Source organism: Leifsonia sp. Root112D2 (genome assembly GCF_001424905.1).
Lineage (GTDB): Bacteria > Actinomycetota > Actinomycetes > Actinomycetales > Microbacteriaceae > Root112D2.
This window is the reverse complement of the sequence record NZ_LMCU01000002.1, coordinates 1-19,793: the sequence shown is the minus strand read 5'-3', so window position 1 is coordinate 19,793 and position 19,793 is coordinate 1. Positions and strand designations below refer to the sequence as shown.

The 19,793-nt window shown below is 65.4% G+C and carries 18 protein-coding genes; 14 read left to right on the top strand and 4 right to left on the bottom strand.

Annotation, left to right across the window (positions count from 1 at the left end; all coding sequences use genetic code 11):
- Positions 1-4: 4 nt before the first annotated feature.
- Together ASC63_RS13950 and ASC63_RS13945 are read left to right on the top strand one after the other, a co-directional pair.
- Positions 5-694: a lysophospholipid acyltransferase family protein gene (locus tag ASC63_RS13950; protein ID WP_055815647.1), complete on the top strand. Its 690-nt coding sequence runs from the start codon at positions 5-7 to the stop codon at positions 692-694.
- A 120-nt stretch (positions 695-814) separates the two neighbouring features.
- Positions 815-2,191, top strand: a complete 1,377-nt coding sequence (locus ASC63_RS13945) for a class II 3-deoxy-7-phosphoheptulonate synthase (RefSeq protein WP_055815644.1) — start codon at positions 815-817, stop codon at positions 2,189-2,191.
- Positions 2,192-2,334: 143 nt separating this feature from the next.
- On the opposite strand, the gene pknB is transcribed toward ASC63_RS13945, so the two are convergent.
- Together pknB and ASC63_RS13935 are read right to left on the bottom strand one after the other, a co-directional pair.
- A complete protein-coding gene (gene pknB / locus ASC63_RS13940; RefSeq protein WP_055815641.1) occupies positions 2,335-4,254 on the bottom strand; it encodes a Stk1 family PASTA domain-containing Ser/Thr kinase in 1,920 nt (639 codons plus the stop codon).
- An 88-nt stretch (positions 4,255-4,342) separates the two neighbouring features.
- Positions 4,343-5,473, bottom strand: a complete 1,131-nt coding sequence (locus ASC63_RS13935) for a LysM peptidoglycan-binding domain-containing protein (protein WP_082487845.1) — start codon at positions 5,471-5,473, stop codon at positions 4,343-4,345.
- 151 nt (positions 5,474-5,624) lie between these two features.
- Here ASC63_RS13935 and ASC63_RS13930 point away from each other — a divergent pair, with 151 nt between their 5' ends.
- Entirely contained in the window at positions 5,625-5,966 is a 342-nt protein-coding gene (locus tag ASC63_RS13930; protein ID WP_055815638.1) for an Rv2175c family DNA-binding protein, read from the top strand.
- Between the two features lie 24 nt (positions 5,967-5,990).
- On the opposite strand, the gene ASC63_RS13925 is transcribed toward ASC63_RS13930, so the two are convergent.
- On the bottom strand, positions 5,991-7,103 hold the full coding sequence (locus ASC63_RS13925; protein ID WP_055815634.1) for a polyprenyl synthetase family protein: 1,113 nt from the start codon (positions 7,101-7,103) through the stop codon (positions 5,991-5,993).
- A gap of 76 nt (positions 7,104-7,179) precedes the next feature.
- Here ASC63_RS13925 and ASC63_RS13920 point away from each other — a divergent pair, with 76 nt between their 5' ends.
- The 11 genes from ASC63_RS13920 to ASC63_RS13870 all read left to right on the top strand — a co-directional run bounded on the left by ASC63_RS13920 (position 7,180) and on the right by ASC63_RS13870 (position 19,694).
- Positions 7,180-7,563, top strand: a complete 384-nt coding sequence (locus ASC63_RS13920; protein WP_055815631.1) for a DUF3040 domain-containing protein — start codon at positions 7,180-7,182, stop codon at positions 7,561-7,563.
- Between the two features lie 272 nt (positions 7,564-7,835).
- Positions 7,836-8,267: a division/cell wall cluster transcriptional repressor MraZ gene (mraZ, locus tag ASC63_RS13915; RefSeq protein WP_055815628.1), complete on the top strand. Its 432-nt coding sequence runs from the start codon at positions 7,836-7,838 to the stop codon at positions 8,265-8,267.
- Between the two features lie 106 nt (positions 8,268-8,373).
- A complete protein-coding gene (gene rsmH, locus ASC63_RS13910; RefSeq protein WP_055815625.1) occupies positions 8,374-9,327 on the top strand; it encodes a 16S rRNA (cytosine(1402)-N(4))-methyltransferase RsmH in 954 nt (317 codons plus the stop codon).
- Entirely contained in the window at positions 9,324-9,962 is a 639-nt protein-coding gene (locus ASC63_RS16420; RefSeq protein ID WP_055815622.1) for a hypothetical protein, read from the top strand. Before rsmH ends, ASC63_RS16420 begins: the two co-directional genes overlap by 4 nt.
- 31 nt (positions 9,963-9,993) lie before the next feature.
- The gene (locus ASC63_RS13900; protein WP_235492373.1) at positions 9,994-11,739 is read left to right on the top strand and encodes a peptidoglycan D,D-transpeptidase FtsI family protein; all 1,746 of its coding nucleotides are present in this window, start codon (positions 9,994-9,996) and stop codon (positions 11,737-11,739) included.
- A 29-nt stretch (positions 11,740-11,768) separates the two neighbouring features.
- Positions 11,769-13,316, top strand: coding sequence for a Mur ligase family protein (locus ASC63_RS13895; protein WP_055815619.1), 1,548 nt, complete (start codon positions 11,769-11,771; stop codon positions 13,314-13,316).
- A complete protein-coding gene (locus ASC63_RS13890; protein ID WP_055815616.1) occupies positions 13,313-14,725 on the top strand; it encodes a UDP-N-acetylmuramoyl-tripeptide--D-alanyl-D-alanine ligase in 1,413 nt (470 codons plus the stop codon). The genes ASC63_RS13895 and ASC63_RS13890 overlap by 4 nt, the downstream gene beginning before the upstream one ends.
- Complete coding sequence (gene mraY, locus ASC63_RS13885) at positions 14,722-15,840, top strand: phospho-N-acetylmuramoyl-pentapeptide-transferase (protein ID WP_055815613.1); 1,119 nt, start codon at positions 14,722-14,724, stop codon at positions 15,838-15,840. The genes ASC63_RS13890 and mraY overlap by 4 nt, the downstream gene beginning before the upstream one ends.
- Complete coding sequence (murD, locus tag ASC63_RS13880; protein ID WP_055815610.1) at positions 15,825-17,357, top strand: UDP-N-acetylmuramoyl-L-alanine--D-glutamate ligase; 1,533 nt, start codon at positions 15,825-15,827, stop codon at positions 17,355-17,357. Before mraY ends, murD begins: the two co-directional genes overlap by 16 nt.
- A complete protein-coding gene (gene ftsW / locus ASC63_RS13875) occupies positions 17,323-18,630 on the top strand; it encodes a putative lipid II flippase FtsW (protein WP_055815608.1) in 1,308 nt (435 codons plus the stop codon). Before murD ends, ftsW begins: the two co-directional genes overlap by 35 nt.
- Positions 18,627-19,694 (top strand): UDP-N-acetylglucosamine--N-acetylmuramyl-(pentapeptide) pyrophosphoryl-undecaprenol N-acetylglucosamine transferase, encoded by a 1,068-nt coding sequence (locus ASC63_RS13870; RefSeq protein WP_055815605.1) that lies wholly within the window; start codon positions 18,627-18,629, stop codon positions 19,692-19,694. Before ftsW ends, ASC63_RS13870 begins: the two co-directional genes overlap by 4 nt.
- Here the strand turns inward: ASC63_RS13870 and ASC63_RS16355 are convergent.
- The coding region (locus ASC63_RS16355; RefSeq protein WP_157487724.1) for an integrase core domain-containing protein at positions 19,691-19,793 on the bottom strand (103 nt) is incomplete at its 5' end. The two genes, ASC63_RS13870 and ASC63_RS16355, sit on opposite strands and share 4 nt — an antisense overlap.

Genomic DNA, 19,793 nt, shown 5'->3' with positions numbered 1-19,793 from the left:
CTAGATGATCTACTGGATCTTGAAGAACCTGATCGTCGGGCCGCTGCTGAAGAGTGTCTTTCGGCCCTGGACGGTCGGCCTCGAGAACATCCCCGAAAACGGCGGCGTGATTCTGGCCAGCAACCATCTGTCGTTCATCGACTCCGTCTTTTTGCCGCTGCTGATCAGGCGCCGCGTGTCGTTTCTGGCCAAGAGCGACTACTTCACCCGCAAGGGGCTTAAGGGCTGGCTCACGAAGAACTTCATGACCGCCACGGGTATGCTGCCGATCGATCGCTCGGGTGGAAAGGCATCCGAAGATTCGCTGAACACCGGGCTGGGCGTACTCGCCCGCGGTGACGTACTCGGAATCTACCCGGAGGGGACCCGCAGCCCCGACGGCAAGATGTACCGCGGGCGCACGGGGGTTGCCCGCATGATTCTCGAGGGCAAGGTGCCCGTGGTTCCCGTCGTGATGATCGACACCGAGAAGGCCATGCCCACGGGAACACGGCTGCCGAAGATCATGCGCATCGGAATGATCGTGGGCGAGCCGCTCGATTTCTCGCGTTTCGAAGGCATGGAGGGCGACCGGTACATTCTGCGTTCCATCACCGACGAGATCATGTATGAACTCCACGCGCTCAGCCGGCAGGAATATGTCGACGTCTACGCCTCCAGCGTGAAAGAGAAGCGGGCGAGCCTTTCACGATAGGCTCGGTACCCTATGCTGCGGTCCTCGAGGATCCGGCACAGTCAGTGCCCCACAAGGCATGCCCGAATGGCCCGGCGTCCGTCATAGCGCCGGTGCGCCCCTAACGAGAAGAAGAGCGCCGTGGTTGATCCTGACGAGCCCGTGGTTTTGGCTGATGAGTCTGTGATTGCCGGCCTCGACTATTGGCGTTCGCTGCCCATCAAGCAACAGCCGAACTGGAGCGATGAGGATGCCGTGCACGCGGCATCCGCCGAGATCGCCACGCTGCCCCCGCTTGTCTTTGCCGGCGAGGTCGACCAGCTGCGCGATCGGCTTGCCAAGGCTGCCCAGGGCAAGGCTTTCCTGCTGCAGGGAGGCGACTGCGCCGAGACGTTTGCCGGTGCCACCGCCGACCAGATTCGCGACAGGGTGAAGACCGTGCTGCAGATGGCCGTCGTGCTCACCTACGGCGCATCCGTACCCGTCATCAAGATGGGTCGCATGGCCGGCCAGTTCGCCAAGCCGCGCTCGAGCGACACCGAGACCCGCGGCGGCGTCACGCTTCCCGCCTACCGTGGCGACATCGTGAACGGCTACGACTTCACCCCTGAGTCGCGCGCGGCAGACCCGCGTCGGCTGGTGAAGGGCTACCACACGGCCGCGTCGACCCTCAACCTCATCCGCGCGTTCACGCAGGGCGGTTTCGCCGACCTGCGCCAGGTGCACAGCTGGAACCGGGGCTTCGCCGCGAACCCGGCCAACCAGCGTTACGAGGGGCTTGCGGGTGAGATCGACCGCGCCATCAAGTTCATGGAGGCCGCCGGCGCCGACTTCGACGAGCTGAAGCGGGTCGAGTTCTACTCCAGCCACGAGGCGCTGCTCATGGACTACGAGCGCCCGATGACCCGCATTGACTCCCGCACGGGAACGCCGTACAACACCTCCGCGCACTTCGTGTGGATCGGGGAGCGCACGCGCGAGCTCGACGGAGCCCACGTGGACTTCCTCTCCCGGGTGCGCAACCCTATCGGCGTCAAGCTCGGCCCGACGACCAGCGGCGACGACATGCTGCGGCTCATCGACAAGCTCGACCCCGATCGCGAGCCCGGCAGGCTCACGTTCATCACGCGCATGGGTGCAGGCAAGATTCGTGACGCGCTGCCGCCACTGCTGGAGCGAATCAAGGGCGCGGATGCGACGCCGCTGTGGGTGAGCGATCCGATGCACGGCAACGGACTCACGACCCCCGCCGGCTACAAGACGCGGCGCTTCGATGACGTCGTCGACGAGGTCAAGGGCTTCTTCGAGGCGCACCGTGCGGTGGGAACGAACCCGGGCGGCATCCACGTGGAGCTGACCGGCGACGACGTCACCGAGTGCCTGGGCGGTTCGGAACAGATCGACGAGGCAACGCTGGCCACGCGCTACGAGTCGCTTTGCGACCCGCGGCTCAACCACATGCAGTCGCTCGAGCTGGCCTTCCTCGTCGCCGAAGAGCTCGGCGCCCACCGCCACTGACCCGTATCCGCACCCCGCTGGTTGAGGAGCGAGGAACGAGCGGCTCGAAACCCGCTCGCGCGGGCTGGTTTCGAGACGCGCTCGTTCCTCGCGCTCCTCAACCAGCGCAACTCTCTACTGCTGGGCGATGGATACCCCGCTGGTTAGCCTGAAGCGGTTATCCCAAGCGTGACTGTTGTACCCTTCTTGGCCTGAGAATTTGCATCCGGTGACATCGTCTTAACCTGCGTCAAGCCATTGGGTATGCCGTCCCAGAACGCTGAATACGAGACCTTGAAACCAGCATCGGTCAAGACTTGTTTGGCGTCGTCTCGTGTTTTTCCAACGACGTCAGGGATGGGAAAGAGCTGCGGCCCCTTCGACACGTTGAGCAGGATCGAGTCGCCGGCGCGCACGGGGCCGTCGTTCTTCGGGGCGGCGCTGATGATCTTGCCTTCGGCCACCGAGTCGCTGTACTCCTGGGCGCCGCTCTCACCCACGAGGCCGACGCCGGTGAGCGTCTGCTTGGCGTCATCGAGGGACTTGCCCGTGACATCCGGAATCGCGCCGAGCGAGACCACGAGGTTGATCGTGATGCCCTGAAACGAATTGCCGCCCTTCGAGACGTCGGTGCCGTCGGCGGTCGCCGCCGAAATGACCAGGCCCTTGGCCACCGTGGCGTTGAACTGTTGGTCGACCTTGTCGCCCACCTTGGCCTTGAGCGCCGTGATGGCCTCGGTAGCCTTCGCCTGGGTGAGGCCGGCAAGCGTGGGTAAGTCGATCGGCTGCGGGCCCTTGGACACGTCTATCGTCACCGTGCCGCCCTTGTGCACGAAACTGCCCTTGCCCGGCTCGGTGCCGGTAACCAGGTTTTTCGCTATGGTCAGGCTGTAGACCTGCTTCGTGTCGGTTTCGAAGCCCAGACCCTGCAGCGTCGACGTCGCCACCGCCTCGGTCTTCGACGCCAGCTCGGGCACCTGAACCATCGATCCAGGACCTGCCCCGAAGTACCAGCCGGTGCCCCCGGCGAGGCCGGCGACGAGCAGCAGAAAGACGAACAGCAGCCAGCCCTTGCCTCGCCGTCGCTTCGCCGTCTTCGTGAGAATCTCCACGGTGTTCGGCGCCGTGGCCGCGGTGTGGGTGCGTACCGCGGAGTTGAGAATCTGGGTGTCGTCGTCGGAGCCGGTGTACGTCGGCGTTAGCAGCATGGTCGGCTGCAGGCTCGTGGCATCCGATTCGCCGCGAATCACCTTCTCCACCTCGATGAGGCGGTCGAGCATCGCGCCGGCGTCGATCGGGCGGTGATCCGGTTCCTTGGCCGTCGCCCACAGCACCAGCTCGTCGAGTTCGACGGGCACGGCCGGGTTCTTGCTGCTGGGCGTCGGCACCGAGTCGTTGGCGTGCTGGTAGGCGATCTGCATCGGCTGCTCGCCGACGAACGGCTGTTCGCCCGTGAGCATCTCGTACATCATGATGCCGAGCGCGTAGATGTCGCTGCGGGCATCCGCAACGCCGCGGGTCACGAGTTCGGGGGAGAGGTAGGCGATGGTGCCCAGCAGCGCCTGGCCGGTGGCGGTGTTGGCGGATGCCGCGCGCGCCAGCCCGAAGTCGCCGATCTTGATGCGCCCGTCATCCGCCAGCAGCACGTTCTCGGGCTTGAGGTCGCGGTGCACGATGCCGGAGCGGTGCGCTGCCGCGAGACCGCCGAGCACCGCCTCCATGATGTCGATGGTCTGCTCGGAGGTGAGCTTGCCGTAGTCCTTGAGCAGGTCGCGCAGCGTGATGCCTGGCAGGTACTCCATGACCAGATAGGCCATGTCGGAGTCCTGACCCTGGTCGAACACATTCACGACGTTCGGATGCGCGAGCCGCGCCGCGCTCCTGGCCTCCTGCACGAAGCGGTTCTTGAAGGAGGAGTCGTCGGCCAGATGGCCGTGCATGATCTTGATGGCGACCCGACGCTCGAGCCGCAGATCTGTCGCGAGGTACACGGTGGCCATGCCGCCCCGGGCGATGCGCGAGCGCACCTGATACCGGCCGTCGATGAGACGGCCGATCATCGGGTCGGTCTGGGCAGAGGTCACGGATCGAGTCTATGGATGCGTGCGCCCGCAACCCGGATAAAACACCGTGAAGTCGGTGTTAAGCGACCCGAAATCACGGATCGGATTCTCAGCCGATGGCGGCGAGCCAGGCGCGCGCGGGAGCCTCCCACTGCGCGTACGCGGTGGGGTACGCGGAGATCTGAACGGCCTGGGCCGCCTGGGTGAGCGTCATCTTCTGCCAGCCGTCGATATCCAGCAGGCCGCGGGTCCTTCCCGGGTTCGGATTGTTCGCGCCGCCGAAGAACGCGAGCGCAGCCGTGGCGGGATCCATGATCTGGGCCGCAGGGCCCCAGCCCGTGCTCGGCCGTTGCTGGAACAGGCCGAGCGAGTCGGCGTCGCCGTAGTCCAGGTTGCGCAGGCCCGATTCCTGCATGGCCGCGGCCAGCGCAATCACGATGCCCTGATCGGGCACGCCGTCCTTGCGGCCGACAGCCACGATGATCGCCGCGTTGTGGCGCATCTCGGCCGTGAACGGCACGACGGATGACGCGCGTACCGGAGCAGGCTTGGGCGCGACGGGCGCGGGCTTCGCGGCGTGCACATGAGCGGCGACGGTGCCGCGCGGAATCGTGATCGATTGCCGGGGAAAGATGATGCTGGACGCGGAAAGCCCGTTGGCGCTGAGCACGGCCTGGGTTGAGACGCCGTGCGCCGCGGCAATTCCGCTGATCGTATCGCCGGCCACGACCGTGTACCGGGTAAGGGTCTGCGCCACGGGAGCCTGCGCAACGACCGGTGCCGCTGCGGTCAGGGCGAGTACCTGGCCGGGAAAGATGAGGCTCTTCCAGCTGAGTCCGTTGAGGGCGAGCACGCTCGCTGTTGCCAGGCCGAAGTGGCCCGCGATGCCACTGATGGTGTCGCCCTCGGCAACCGTGTAGTGGCGAGGAGCGACGGCCGCCGTTGTGACCACGCCCACCGAGACGGATGGGGCAGCGGATGTCGCGTGCACGGCGCCGCGCACGGTCTTCGTCATCGTCGTCGTGCCGCTCTTGGCCTTGTCCACGCGCTTGGCGGGGGCGAACGCCTGGGCGGGAGTCGCGAGGTTGAGGGAGGCGGCGATGGTTCCGACTATGACGAGCGGAACCGTGAAGATCAGGCTGCGAGAACGCCTGCCGAAGGCGGTGGGCGCGGCGTGCCGCGGAATGCGCGCCGCGGAAGTGTGGTGCCCGGTCGTGCCCTGCAGATCGGTGATCGCCATGAAAGGCCCCCGTTGTGGTGTCGTCGTCCCACACAAAGCTGGCACACATTTATAGAGGAGTCAATTACCGAGGCGCAAGTGATTTGAGTTAACGCGATTGTAACAATCGGCCGTGCGCACGCTGGCGCCGCGTCCGTGGCAGGCTTGTGGTGTGACCGACGACGCAGCAGCCCGCCAGTGGCTGACCATTCCCGACCTCGTAGACATCCTCGGCATCGGCGTGGGCCGGGTTCGCCGACTGATTGAAGACCGACACCTTGCCGCCGTCCGTATCGATGGTGTGCTGAAGGTTCCGGCCGACTTTATTCGCGACGGAGAGCCGCTCAGCGAACTGCGCGGAACGTTGATGCTGCTCGGCGACGACGGCTTCAGCAACGATGAGGCTGTGGCCTGGCTGCTCGAGTCCGACGACACGCTCGGTGCCGCGCCGATCGACGCGCTGCGTGCTGGCCGTAAGGCCGAGGTGCGTCGTGTGGCCCAGGCGCTCGCGTAGCCGTTCGCGCGCGGTTCGCGTGCCCTAGAACGTGCGGCGGGTCACCGTCGTGGTGAGCCGGCCGAGGTGTTCCCTGGCGCTGTCGGTGAGGGGCGCATCGTCGATGGCGGCGCGTGCGCTTGCGACGTTCTCGTCGATGAGCTCTTCGACGCGGTCGATGGCTCCGCTGTCGGCGATGGTGCGTTGCAGCATCCGCACCTGATCGGCGTCGAGAGCCGGGTCGCCGAGAAGGTCATCGAGCACGTGACGGGAGCCCGTGGGGAGCGCCTGGCGTGCGTGGGCTATCAGAATGGTGCGCTTGCCCTCGCGCAGGTCGTCACCGCTGGGTTTTCCCGTCACCGCGCTGTCGCCGAAAACGCCGAGCAGATCGTCGCGCAGCTGATAGGCCACGCCAAGGGGCAGGCCGAATGCGCGCAGGGCGTCGATTTGATCGGGAGTGCCGCCGGCAAGGGTTGCTCCAATGACCAGCGGTGCCTCAACGCTGTACTTGGCCGACTTGTAGGTCACGACGCGTTCTGCACGTGACAGCTGCTGTTCTTCGGGATGAACCTTCCACGCGTTCTCCTCGAGGATGTCGAGGTACTGCCCCGCCGTTACCTCGAGGCGCATGCGATTGAACTCACGCCGGGCCGCCCGGGCGACCCCCGTGTCGTCAAGATCGGCCAGCGCATCGTCGAAGAGCTCGTCGCTGAATCCGAGCAGCAGGTCGCCGAGCAGCAGGGCGGCGGATCGGCCGTAGTCGGCGGCCTCGCCGGCGTATCCCGCCGCGCGGTGCAGATCTTCGAAGCGACGGTGGGCACTGGGCGCACCACGGCGGGTATCGGACTTGTCGATGATGTCGTCGTGCACGAGTGCCGCGGCGTGGAACAGCTCCAACGCACTTGCCGCCGACACGATGCAGCGCAGCGCGCGCGCAGCCTCCGCCTCGTCGCTCGCGGTGCCCTCCGCGCGCACGCTCTGCCAGCCCCACCAGCAGAACTGGGCACGAAAACGTTTGCCGCCACTGAGAAACTCCCGAGAGAACTCGCTCACCGGTGCCAGATCTGCCCCGACAGAGGCGAGAATAGAAGTGCGGTCGGCGAGAAACTCATCAATTCTGAGCTGAATAAGCTCAGCGAGACTGGTGCTTTCGGCCACGTGCCTAGCCTAGCTATCGCGACAGCACTAGAATTGACAGTTACAACGCGTTGAACCCGAAAGAGGGGGGAACAGGATGCCGCTTTCAGAGCATGAGCAGCGCCTCCTCGAAGAGATGGAGCGCAATCTCTACCACAACGATGCCGACTTCGTGGCAAAGGTCGGTGGGCGCAGAGGTCGCCCCGCGTACCGGTCGATAGTCTTGGGCATTCTCGTCATAGTGGTCGGCATCGCTGCGCTGCTCACGGGAGTCCTGACCCAGCTCGCCATCGTCGGAATCGTCGGCTTTGTGCTGATGTTCGTCGGTGTGATGGTGGCGATTGCGCCATCGCGAAGTGTGGGTGAGCCTCCCGCCGGTCAGCCGACGAGCAAAGCACGTGCCTCGCACGGCGCCGGCCAGGCCGGCTTCATGGACAGGCTGAATGAACGATGGGACAAGCGTCAGGACGGCGAGCACTAGCCGCCTGACTTTTCTCGCGAGACCCGAAGGGCCGATCTGATGATCGGCCCTTTTTTCATGCCCTCGTGCGCCGGGCGAGCGCCGATTTCGGTGTGATTCGTCGCATTCTGCTCCCTGCCCTTCCATTTCCCTCCACCACTACACACCAATAATTTATTGGGCTTTGGCGACGCATTTTGCCAAAACGGTTTCAAATCCATTGAATCGTGGATCATTGTGGAGTAAAGTGGAGTAACGGCCAGATCGCGGCCGCAGAGCGAGGGGAGGCGCCGATGTTTCTCGGCACGCACAGCCCCAAGCTCGACGAAAAGGGCCGCATCATCCTCCCGGCCAAGTTCCGTGACGAACTCGCCGGCGGCATCGTGATGACGCGTGGCCAGGAGCACTGCGTCTATGTCTTCAGCCAGCGGGAATTCGAGTCGCTGCACGAGAAGATCCGCCAGGCTCCGGTGACGAGCAAGCAGGCGCGTGACTACCTGCGTGTCTTCCTCTCGGGCGCCAGCGCGGAGACTCCCGACAAACAGCACCGAGTCACGGTGCCGGGTGCGCTGCGTTCCTATGCGGGCCTCGAACGCGAACTTGTGGTGATCGGCGCGGGCAGCCGGGCCGAGATCTGGGACGCCGGGGCATGGGAGACCTACCTGGCCGAGCAGGAGAGCGTGTTCTCCGACACCGCGGAGGAGGTGATTCCGGGACTCTTCTAGCGCCTGGTGCCTGACTCCCAGCCATTCACACGCCCTGACACACTTCCCCGGTGCCAGGTCGTCAATGGATGGGGATCAGGAATCAGGGGCTCGGCTCCCCGTCATCATGGCAGCGAACCAGCTCCACACCCCGGTCTTCCTCGAACGCAGCATCGAACTCCTCGGCCCCGCACTCACGGGGCCGAGTGCCGTTCTCGTGGACGCCACGCTCGGCATGGGCGGCCACTCCGAAGCCTTCCTCGCCCGCTTTCCCGAACTCACTCTTGTCGGTCTCGACCGCGACCCGCAGGCGCTGTCGATCGCGGGGGAGCGGCTGGCGCCCTTCGGAAGCCGCGTCAGGCTGGTGCACACGGTCTACGGCGGCATCGACGGTGCACTGGCGCAACTCGGCATTGGCGAGGTGCACGGCGTGCTCTTCGACCTCGGGGTTTCGTCGCTTCAGCTGGATCGCGTCGATCGCGGTTTCTCCTATTCCAAGGATGCTCCGCTGGACATGCGCATGGATTCCACCAGTGAGCTCACGGCCGAGCGCATCCTCGCCGAATACAGCGAGGGCGAGCTGCGCCGCATCTTCAAGGACTATGGCGAGGAACGACTCGCACCGAAGTATGCCCGGCGCATCGTTGAGGCGCGGCAGACGCATCCGCTGACCCGCTCGGCGCAGCTGGTCGAGATCATCACCGCAGCGACGCCCGTCGCCGTGCAACGGCAGGGGCATCCGGCCAAGCGGGTCTTCCAGGCGTTGCGCATCGAGGTGAACCAGGAGCTGGCCGATCTCGAACGCGCCGTTCCCCGGGCTATCGATGCGCTTGCTGTGGGCGGTCGCATCGCCGTCATGGCCTACCAGTCGCTCGAAGATCGCATCGTCAAGCGCATACTCGCGGCCGGCAGCAGCTCGAGTGCGCCACAGGGTCTTCCGGTGGAGCTGCCGGAACACCGCCCCGAACTGAAACTCCTGATCCGTGGTGCGGAACAGGCCAGCGATGAAGAAAAAGCACTCAACCCGCGGGCGACACCCGTGCGACTGCGGGCGGCAGAACGTGTGAGGAGGCTCTCGTGAGCACACCATTGGCACAGGGATTCAGCGACGCCTGGTCGGCGAAGCCCTCACCCCGCTTTGATCGGGAGGAGCGCGGCAGCCACCTCGAGGTCGTCGCGACGCGCAGCCAGCGCAAGGCTCGCCCGCGCACCGTGTACGCCATGATCGCGATAGGCACCCTTCTTGCCATCATCGTCACCCAGCTGCTCCTGAGCATCGTGGTCTCGCAGGGCGCGTATCAGATCGAATCCCTGCAGGGGGAACAGACGAGCCTGCAGCGCAACTACCAGTCCGCAACGGAGGACCTCAGCCGCATCTCGTCTCCGCAGAGCCTCGCGGCCAACGCCACGGCGCTCGGCATGGTGAGCAACCCGAATCTGGTCTACCTGCGCCTGTCGGATGGTGCCGTGCTCGGCTCTCCCGCCGGCGCCCCCGCCGACGGCGTCACCGCGACGGGCAAGACCGGCGGTCTCGTACCCAACTCGCTGCTCGCCGGAGTTCCTCTCGTGACCGAGCAGAGCACGGGAGCAACCGTGCAGCCGCCGGTGAAGACGGTGAAGGCTGAGAATTCGGCAAGCACAAGCGCGCCTGGCACAACGCAACCGGATGCGACCGTACCGTTCAAGGGTGCGCTGCCGTCTCCGGTAACGCACTGACGACAGCCGAGTGGGGGAGCCGATCAGCGTGATGACCAAAAAGTCGATGCGCCGGCGCACGGCGCTGACGGTGGTTGCGCTCCTGGCCGTCATGGGGGTCTTTCTCGTCAAGCTCGTCGACATCCAGGTCGTGAATGCCGCCGAACTCAACAAGAAGTCCACGAATGGCCGCTCGGTCACCCAGACGATCGCGGGCGTGCGCGGCGACATCGTCGACGCCAATGGGGTGACGCTCGCCGACAGCGTGCTGCGCTGGGACTTCTCGGTCTCGCCATACGTGGCCAATCTCGAGAAAAAGAGCGAGCTGACCCGCGACACCAACGCGATAGGCAAGGCGACGGGGCAGGGCGGCGCCGCGGTCATGAAGATCATCACGGATTCGCTGGCAGGCAACCCCAAATCGCTGTACGCATCCGTCGTCAAGGGCGTCGACGTCACGACGCTCAACAAGCTCAACGCCTTGAACATCCCCTGGCTGTACCCCACCCGGCAGCAGGCGCGCACCTACCCCGATGGCGCCGTTGCGGGCAACCTGGTCGGCTTCGTCGGATCGGACGGCAAGGCGCAGGCCGGGCTCGAACTGGCCCAGAACGCCTGCCTCTCCGGAACCAATGGGGAACAAGTGTACCAGCGCGGTGCCGACAGCGTCGCCATTCCCGGCAGCACGGTCGTGACGAAGAAGGCCAAGGACGGCGGGGAAGTCGTATTGACGATCGACAGCGACCTGGAGTGGTTCGCGCAGCAGAAGCTCGCCGAGGCGGTGAAGCAGTTACACGGAAACTGGGGCATCGTCACGGTCATGGAGGCCAAGACCGGAAAACTCAAGGCCGTTGCCGAATATCCTTCGGTCGACCCGAACAATGTCGGTGCGACGCAGGCCGACGATCGCGGCTCGCGGGCGTTCACCTCTCCGTTCGAGCCGGGCTCGACATTCAAGGCGCTGACGGCCGCCACCCTGCTCGACCAGAAGCTGGCGACCCCGGCATCGCGCGTGCTTGCCCCGTTCCACTTCGAATCCGGCCAGGGGGCCTCCCTCGGTGACGCTTTCTACCACGACCCGTGGCGGCTCACCCTGACCGGCGTGCTGATGATGTCCTCGAACACCGGAATCTCCATCCTCGGTCGCAACCTGCCACTGAAGACCCACTACGACTACCTGAAGAAGTTCGGAATCGGCACGCCGACGGCCGTCGATTTTCCGGCGGAGAGCGGCGGCATCCTGCACCCGTATCAGGAGTGGGGCGACCAGACGAAGTACGCGACGCTTTTCGGACAGGGTGTCTCGGCAACCGCGATCCAGACCGTCAGCGCATACCAGGCGCTCGCCAACAACGGCGTTCGACTGCCGGTGCAGCTGGTCGAGGGGTGTCGTCAGGCCGACGGGACCATGACCGAGAAACCCTCCACCAAGGGCACCCAGGTGGTGTCGAAGGCCTCGGCGAACACGACCGTGAACATGATGGAGAGTGTGGTCACCGGCGGCGAGCTCAGCGACAAGCTCACCATTCCGGGCTACCGGGTCGCCGCGAAGACCGGTACCGCCCAGCAGTCCAACGGCGAGGGCGGCTACAAGTCCACGTATATCGTTTCGGTGACGGGAATCGCGCCGGCCGACAATCCGCAGTACGTCGTTTCGGTGAACATCGCGAACCCGACTACCATTACTACGTCCGCCGCGGCCGCACCGTTGTTCAAGACGATCATGTCGCAGGTGTTGAAAGCGTATCGGGTGAAGCCGTCGACGACGCCGTCGCCGAACCTTCCCGCGTACTACTAAACCTTCCGCATACGTAGAAAGTGAGTCCCGTGACCGCATCGGTGTCTCAGGCGCTGCGCCCCGAGCATCCCGTCGTTCGATCACTGGCCGAGCTCGTCGCGGCCTTCGAGCTCGACAATCGCGGCTCGCTCGACGGCGTCGAGGTCAGTGGCGTCTCGTTGAGCTCGGGTGCGGTGCAGCCGGGCGATCTCTACGTAGGTGTTCCCGGGCGCCACACGCACGGCGCCAGCTTTGCCGCAGCCGCCCGCGAGTCCGGAGCAACCGCCATCCTGACCGATGAAGAAGGCGCGAGACTCGCCGCGGACAGTGGCCTTCCGATCATTGTGACGCCGGATGCCCGCGTCGCGCTCGGCGCAGTCTCCGCCTGGATCTATCGCACTGACGAGAACCCCGCCACCCTGTTCGCGGTGACTGGAACGAATGGCAAGACGAGCGTCGTCTACGTGCTGAACGCCATTCTCACCCAGCTCGGTGTCGTCTCCGGGCTCAGTTCCACCGCGGAGCGCCGGGTCGGCGATGTGGCCGTCACCAGCAACCTCACGACGCCGGAGGCGAGCGAACTCCACGCGCTGCTGGCGCGAATGCGTGAAGAGAATGTGCGGGCCGCCGCCGTGGAAGTCTCGGCTCAGGCGCTGAGCCGGCACCGCATCGACGGGCTGGTCTTCGACGTCGCCGGTTTCACCAATCTCAGCCACGATCATCTCGACGACTACGCGGCGATGGAGGACTACTTCGAGGCGAAGCTCGCGTTGTTCCAGCCTGATCGCTCGCGTCGGGCCGTCGTGACGGTGGACTCGGACTGGGGGCGGCGCATCGCGGCGGCCTCACGAATCCCGGTCACCACGCTGTCGACCTCACCGGGCGGCGACGCCGACTGGACGGTCACGGTGACCAGCGAGAGCCTCGGACAGACCGCATTCGTACTCGACGGACCGGATGGCCGCAGCCTCACCAGCAGCATTCCGCTGCCCGGCGCCTACATGGCGGCGAATGCCGCACTGGCCATCGTCATGCTTGTCGAATCCGGATTCGACGTTGAGGCGATCGCCCACAGCCTGCAGAGGGATGGCGGCATCGACGTCTTCATTCCGGGGCGGCTTGAGCGGGTCTCCGGCGAGAAGGGGCCCGCGGTATTCATCGACTACGGCCACACGCCCGACGCCTTTCTGGCCACTCTCGCTTCGCTGCGCAAGGTCACCGATGGCCGCATCATCATGATGTTCGGCGCCGACGGCGACAGGGACACCACCAAGCGCACCGACATGGGGGCGATAGCCGCGCGTGGCTCCGACGTGCTCGTCATCACCGACTTTCATCCGCGCACCGAAGACCCCGCGGCGATTCGCAGAACCCTGATCGAGGGCGCCAGGCACGCGGTCCCCGAGCTGGAACTGTACGAGATTGCGGATGTGCGTGCCGCGTTCCGGCACGCGCTCTCGCTCGCCCACGATGGCGACGTGCTGCTGTACGCGGGCCCCGGCCACGAGGACTACCGTGAAGTCGCCGGTGAGCACCTGCCCTACTCGGCTCGTGAGGATGCGCGGCTCGCGCTGCGCAAAGCGGGGTTGCTGGAATGATCGCGCTGAGTCTGCGAGAGATCGCACACGCCGTCGACGGCGAGTTGCTGCTGCCAAGCCCAGGACCGAGCGACGACAGGCTGGTCTCGGGGCTCTCGCACACCGACTCTCGCGAGGTGATGCCGGGCGACATCTTCTTCGCCAAGCCCGGCGAGGTCACCGACGGTCACCTGTTCGCACCGCAGGCCGTGCAGAACGGTGCGGCGCTGCTTATCGTCGACCACCGGCTCGAGCACGATGTGCCTCAGATCGTGGTGGCCGACACCGTGCTCGCCCTGGGGGCACTCGCCACCGAGGTGGTCTCCCGCGTGCGTGCTCTCGGCCGGCTGAAGATCGTGGCCGTCACCGGGTCCAACGGCAAGACCACGACCAAGAACCTGTTGCGCGCAATCCTTGAGCGTGTTGGACCCACCGTTGCTCCGCAGGCCTCATTCAACAACGAGGTCGGCGCACCGCTCACCATGCTGCAGCTCACCGAAGACACCGCGTTCCTCGTCGCCGAAATGGGGGCGAGCCGTATCGGTGAGATCGCGCGTCTGATTCGTATGGCCCGGCCCGACGTCGGTATCGTGCTCAAGGTGGGCCTTGCCCATGCCGGCGAGTTCGGTGGCATCGAGTCCACTCTCGTCGCGAAGACCGAGATGGTCTCCGATTTGCTCGACACTGACACGGCCGTGCTCAATATCGATGACGCGCGCGTGGCATCCATGGCAGACAAGACGGCTGCATCCGTTCTCTTCTTCGGTCTTGACGATCGAGCGGATGTTCGCGCCACCGATGTGCGCTCCACCTCGCGCGGCACCACATTCACCCTGCACCTTCCGACGGGAGAAAGCAGCCCCGTTGTATTCGGAGTGCTGGGGGAGCACCACGTGATGAACGCGCTGGCCGCCGCATCCGCCGCGCACCGGCTCGGTGTGCCACTCGAGCAGATCGTTGCAGGCATCGAGTCGGTGCATCGCGCGGAACGGTGGCGCATGGAGGTTCTCGGCGGCGCGAATGGTGTCACCATCATCAACGACGCATACAACGCAAGCCCCGATTCGATGGCCGCGGCGCTCAAGACCCTCGCGCAGATCGTCGAGCCGGGCGGTCGCAGCGTTGCGGTGCTGGGCGAAATGAGCGAACTCGGGGAATTCTCCGGCGAGGAGCATGACCGAATCGGGCTGCTCGCGGTGCGACTCAACATCGCCCGGATCGTGGTCGTGGGCGCTGCCGCCCGCCGAATGCACATCTCGATGATCAACGAAGGCTCATGGGACGGCGAGTCGGTCTATGCCGACACGCCGGAGCAGGCCTTCGAATACCTCTCGAACGCTCTGAAACCGGGCGATACGGTGCTGGTGAAATCGTCCAATTCCGCAGGACTGCGGTTTCTGGGCGATCGACTGGGAGAATTGTTCTCGTGATCGTCCTCCTCGCCTCCGGCGCTCTCTCCCTGGCGTTCACGCTATTTCTCACTCCGCTGTTCATCCGCCTGTTCAGAAAGCTGCAGTGGGGGCAGTTCATCCGCGACGATGGACCGAAGAGCCACCACGCCAAGCGCGGCACCGCCACCATGGGCGGCATCATCATCATTCTGGCCGTGCTGTTCGGCTACTTCACCTCGCTTCTGCTCGCCAACGATGTGCCGTCTCTTTCTGCCCTGCTCGTGTTGTTCATGATGGTGGGACTCGGGATCGTCGGATTCATCGACGACTTTCTCAAGACGCGCAAGCAGCGCAGCCTCGGACTCGGGGGCTGGGCCAAGGTCAGCGGACAGGTGGTCGTCGCGACGGTGTTCGCCGTGCTCGCCATCAACTTTCCCTCGCAGGCGGCGGATGGCCACACGCCGGGCTCCATGGCCGTGTCGTTCATTCGCGACACCCCCCTCAACTTCGCAACCCTGAGCGGTCTCGGTGCCATCGGTGTCGTGGTCGGCTACGTGCTGTACCTGATCTGGATCAACTTCATCGTCACCGCAACCTCCAACGGGGTGAACGTGACGGACGGACTCGACGGCCTCGCGAGCGGGGCGTCCATCCTCGCCCTCAGCGCGTACATCATCATCGGGTTCTGGCAGTCCATCCAGTCCTGCTTCAGCTCGAAGATCGATCCGAGCAACATCTACAAGTGTTACGACGTGCGTGACCCCATCGATCTGGCCATCATCGCCACGGCCATCGCCGGCGCGCTCATCGGCTTTCTCTGGTGGAACACCTCGCCGGCGCAGATCTTCCTGGGCGACACGGGTTCGCTCGCGCTCGGTGGCGCCATAGCGGCGCTGGCGATCCTGAGCCACACCGAATTGCTGCTCGTGCTCATCGGCGGACTGTTCGTGATCGAGGCGGGCTCGGTGATCGTGCAGCGCGCGTACTTCAAGGTGACCCACGGCAAACGCATCTTTTTGATGAGCCCCATCCATCATCATTTCGAGCTCAAGGGCTGGGCGGAGATCACGGTGGTCGTGCGTTTCTGGATCGTCGCAGGCCTGCTCATCGCGGGCGGTGTCGGCATCTTCTACCTTGAATGGCTCACGCGCTGATGGATCGACTTGCCACACTCACGAGTTGGCATTCCGACTGGCGGGGCCTTCGGGTGGCGGTTCTCGGGCTGGGCGTGACGGGATTTGCGGCGGCGGACACCCTTGCCGAGTTGGGGGCGGATGTGCTCGTCGTCGCCTCCGCCGCCAGCCAGGAGCGCTCTCGCCTGCTTGAGGTGATCGGAGCCGAGCTCCTGACAGCGCCCGAGCTGAGCGAACCGCCGACCCGGCTGGTCGAATTCGACCCTGAGCTGCTGGTCGTCTCACCTGGCTTCCACCCCGATCACCCGCTTCTGCTGTGGGCTGAGGAACGCGGCATAGAGGTCTGGGGGGACATCGAACTCGCCTGGCGGCTGCGCGACAAGGTCGGTACTCCGGCCGACTGGATCGCGGTCACGGGCACCAACGGCAAGACCACCACCGTGCAGCTCACGGCCACCATGCTGGTGGCGGCAGGGTATAGGGCGGCCCCGTGCGGCAACATCGGCATACCGGTGCTCGACGCGATTCGGGATCCGCAGGGATTCGACGTGCTCGTGGTCGAACTCTCCAGCTACCAGCTGCACTGGGTGAATCGCAACGTTGGCGGTCAGCTCTCGCCCTACTCGAGTGTGTGCCTCAACATTGCCGACGATCACATCGACTGGCATGGCTCTGCGGAGCGGTACAGGGATGCCAAGGCCAAAATCTATGCGAACACGCGCGTCGCCTGCGTCTACAATCGGGCGGATGCCGCGACCGAGCAGATGGTGAGGCAGGCAGATGTCGCCGAGGGGGCGCGTGCCATCGGCTTCGGTCTCGGCGTGCCGGGCCCGAGCGATCTCGGCATCGTCGACGGCATCCTCTGTGACAGGGCATTCCTCGAAGACCGCTTCTCCACCGCCATCGAACTCACGACGCTCGAGGAGCTTGCGGCGGCGGGGCTGGATGCGCCGCACATCGTGGCGAACATTCTCGCCGCGAGTGCCCTGGTGCGCTCCTACGGTGTTCGCCCGGAGATCATCAGGCAGAGCCTGGGTTCGTTCAGTCTCGACGCGCATCGCATCCAGATCGTGAGGCAGGAGGCGGGCATCCGCTGGGTCGATGACTCGAAGGCGACAAACCCGCACGCGGCGGATGCCTCGCTGCGCGCGTTCGACTCGGTGATCTGGATCGCGGGTGGTTTGCTCAAGGGGGTAGACATCGACGCCCTGGTCAGCCGGCACGCAGACCGGCTGCGCGCCGTGGTGCTCATCGGCGTCGATCGCGAAGCGCTGAGGATGGCATTCCAGCGACACGCGCCCACACTTCCCCTGTTCGAGGTCGACGCCGACGAAACTAGGGGAGTAATGCCGACCGCGGTGCGATTCGCCGGACAAGCGGCCAGGGCGGGAGACACGGTTCTTCTCGCGCCGGCCGCAGCCTCCATGGATCAATTCGCGGATTATGCGGAGCGCGGTCGTCTTTTCGCCTCTGCCGTCGATGAGTATCTGGGAGGTGAGGCGGATGACGAATCCGCCTCGGGTGGCGAGGCCGACTAGGGTGCGAAGCCCCAGGCCAGCTGCGACGCTGAAATCGCCGCAGAAGCCGACCCAGGAATCGGCGCCCCCCATCACGACGATGGGTTCGGCCCGCATTTCGCTGGGCCGCGTGTTCAAGGCCGAATCGGCCAATTACGGCTTTCTGCTCGGCATCACACTCTTCATGGTGGTCTTCGGGCTCATCATGGTGCTCTCCTCCTCCTCGGTGGATTCGCACATCGACGACAACAACTTCTTCGCCAAGTTCATGAAACAGGGCATGTTCGCGATCATCGGCGTTCCGCTGATGTTGATCGCGTCGCGCTTGCCTGCGCGATTCTGGAAGAGGTGGGCATGGGTCGCGCTTGCCGCCGCCTGTGGCCTTCAGGTTCTCGTCGTTGCAACCCCATTGGGCCTTGAGGTCAACGGCAACCAGAACTGGCTGCAGATCGGTTCCCTTCCCGCACTGCAGCCCTCCGAAGCCATCAAAGTCGCGATGGTTCTGTGGCTGGGCATGTTCTTCGCCAAGAAGCAGAACAAGCTCGCCGAATGGCGTCACACGTTACTGCCGGCCGTTCTGGTCATGGGGGTTGCGATAGCCCTCGTGCTGGCCGGCGGTGACCTGGGCACCGTGCTGATCATGGCCGCGATTCTCCTGGGTGCGTTCTACTTCGCCGGGGTTCCTCTTCGCCAGTTGATCGTGACATTCCTGATCGGCGGCGGCACCGCGCTGCTCTTCGTGGTGACCAGCGCGAATCGCATGGACCGCATCATGAGCTACCTGCAGCCGCACACGAGCGACTACATGAGCACGGGCTGGCAGACACAGAATGGACTCTTCGCCCTCGCGTCCGGCGGCGTCTTCGGTGTGGGGCTCGGCAATTCGCATTCCAAGTGGGCCTGGCTTCCGTCGGCAGACACGGACTTCATCTTCGCCATCATCGGGGAGGAACTCGGGCTCATCGGCGCAATCCTCGTGCTCGGTCTGTTCGCGCTGCTGGCCGTCGCCTTCCTGCGCATCTTCCACGCGAGCACGGACCCGGCGGCGCGGGTCACGACGGCGGCCGTGATGGTCTGGCTCATCGGCCAGGGCCTCGTGAACATCGGCGTCGTGCTCGGGGTGTTCCCGGTCTTGGGGGTGCCGTTGCCGCTCATCTCGGCCGGTGGCACAGCCCTGATCTCTTCACTCGTGGCCATCGGAATCGTGCTCTCCTACGCGCGTGACAGTGACACCGCCGCGCGGCCTCCGGCTGCGGCGTCGGTGTCATCCGCCCGGGGACGCGTTCGCCGATGACGACGTACCTTCTTGCCGGCGGGGGAACCGCGGGCCATGTCAATCCGCTGCTTGCCGTGGCCGATCGCATCCGCGACACCGAACCGGATGCGACGATCCTGGTACTCGGCACCGCGGAGGGTCTCGAGGCTCGTCTCGTGCCGGCGCGCGGCTATGAACTGCTCACCATCGCGCGGCTGCCGTTTCCACGGCGACCGAACGCCTCGGCCGTCACCTTTCTGCCCCGACTGCGGCGCACCATCGCCCAGATCACGACCCTGATAGCCGAGCGCGAGGTGGATGTGGTGGTCGGGTTCGGCGGATACGCCTCCGCACCGGCCTATCTCGCGGCAAAGCGAGCGGGTGTTCCGCTGGTGGTGCACGAGGCCAATGCGAAGCCGGGGCTCGCCAACCGCCTGGGGAGCCGTTCGGCGCGCGCCATCGGGGTGGCCTTCGCGGGCACACCGTTGCGCAACGCACGACTGGTGGGAATGCCACTGCGTCGCGAGATCGAGACCCTCGATCGCGTGGCCGTGCGAACCCAGGCGCTGGCCGAGTTCGGACTCGATGCGGCGAAGCCCCTGTTGCTCGTGACCGGAGGGTCGCTGGGCGCGCGCCGCATCAATCGCACCATCCGGCAGAGCGCGGAACGCATTGTGGGCGCCGGCTGGCAGGTTCTGCACGTGCAGGGCGGGCTCGCGGAGCTCACCGACCCCGGCATCGAGGGCTACCACCTCATCGACTATTGCGATCGCATGGACCTGGCCTTCGCCGTGACGGATCTCGCCGTGTCCCGCGCCGGTGCGGCGACCGTGAGCGAGCTGAGCGCGCTCGGTATCGCCGCCGTGTACATCCCATACCCGGTCGGCAATGGTGAGCAGCGTTTCAACGCGGCGGGAGTCGTCGGTGCCGGGGGAGGCATCCTCGTCGATGATGTGAATTTCACGCCCGATTTCGTCGAGCGCGAGGTGCTCGCACTGTTGGGCGACCGCGCCGCCGTGGCGGCGATGGGTGAGCGGGCGGCCAGCGTGGGCATGCGCGACGGCACAGACCGCATGGTGTCGCTCATCCACAGCGTGCTCTAGGTGTTCTTCCCATTGACGTTGTGAACGCGGTCGATGGGTGATTTGCCGCCGATGCCGGTATGGGGTCTGTGGTGATTGTAGCTGTGGATCCAGTCCTGG

Excerpts from the sequence above, each read along its gene's own strand:
- ASC63_RS13950 (WP_055815647.1), top strand. The coding sequence starts at position 5 with ATGATCTACTGGATCTTGAAGAACCTGATCGTCGGGCCGCTGCTGAAG.
- ASC63_RS13935 (WP_082487845.1), bottom strand. The coding sequence starts at position 5,473 with ATGGCGATCACCGATCTGCAGGGCACGACCGGGCACCACACTTCCGCG.
- ASC63_RS13920 (WP_055815631.1), top strand. The coding sequence starts at position 7,180 with ATGCCGCTTTCAGAGCATGAGCAGCGCCTCCTCGAAGAGATGGAGCGC.
- mraZ (WP_055815628.1), top strand. The coding sequence starts at position 7,836 with ATGTTTCTCGGCACGCACAGCCCCAAGCTCGACGAAAAGGGCCGCATC.
- rsmH (WP_055815625.1), top strand. The coding sequence starts at position 8,374 with ATGGCAGCGAACCAGCTCCACACCCCGGTCTTCCTCGAACGCAGCATC.
- ASC63_RS13900 (WP_235492373.1), top strand. The coding sequence starts at position 9,994 with ATGACCAAAAAGTCGATGCGCCGGCGCACGGCGCTGACGGTGGTTGCG.
- ASC63_RS13890 (WP_055815616.1), top strand. The coding sequence starts at position 13,313 with ATGATCGCGCTGAGTCTGCGAGAGATCGCACACGCCGTCGACGGCGAG.
- murD (WP_055815610.1), top strand. The coding sequence starts at position 15,825 with ATGGCTCACGCGCTGATGGATCGACTTGCCACACTCACGAGTTGGCAT.
- ftsW (WP_055815608.1), top strand. The coding sequence starts at position 17,323 with ATGACGAATCCGCCTCGGGTGGCGAGGCCGACTAGGGTGCGAAGCCCC.
- ASC63_RS13870 (WP_055815605.1), top strand. The coding sequence starts at position 18,627 with ATGACGACGTACCTTCTTGCCGGCGGGGGAACCGCGGGCCATGTCAAT.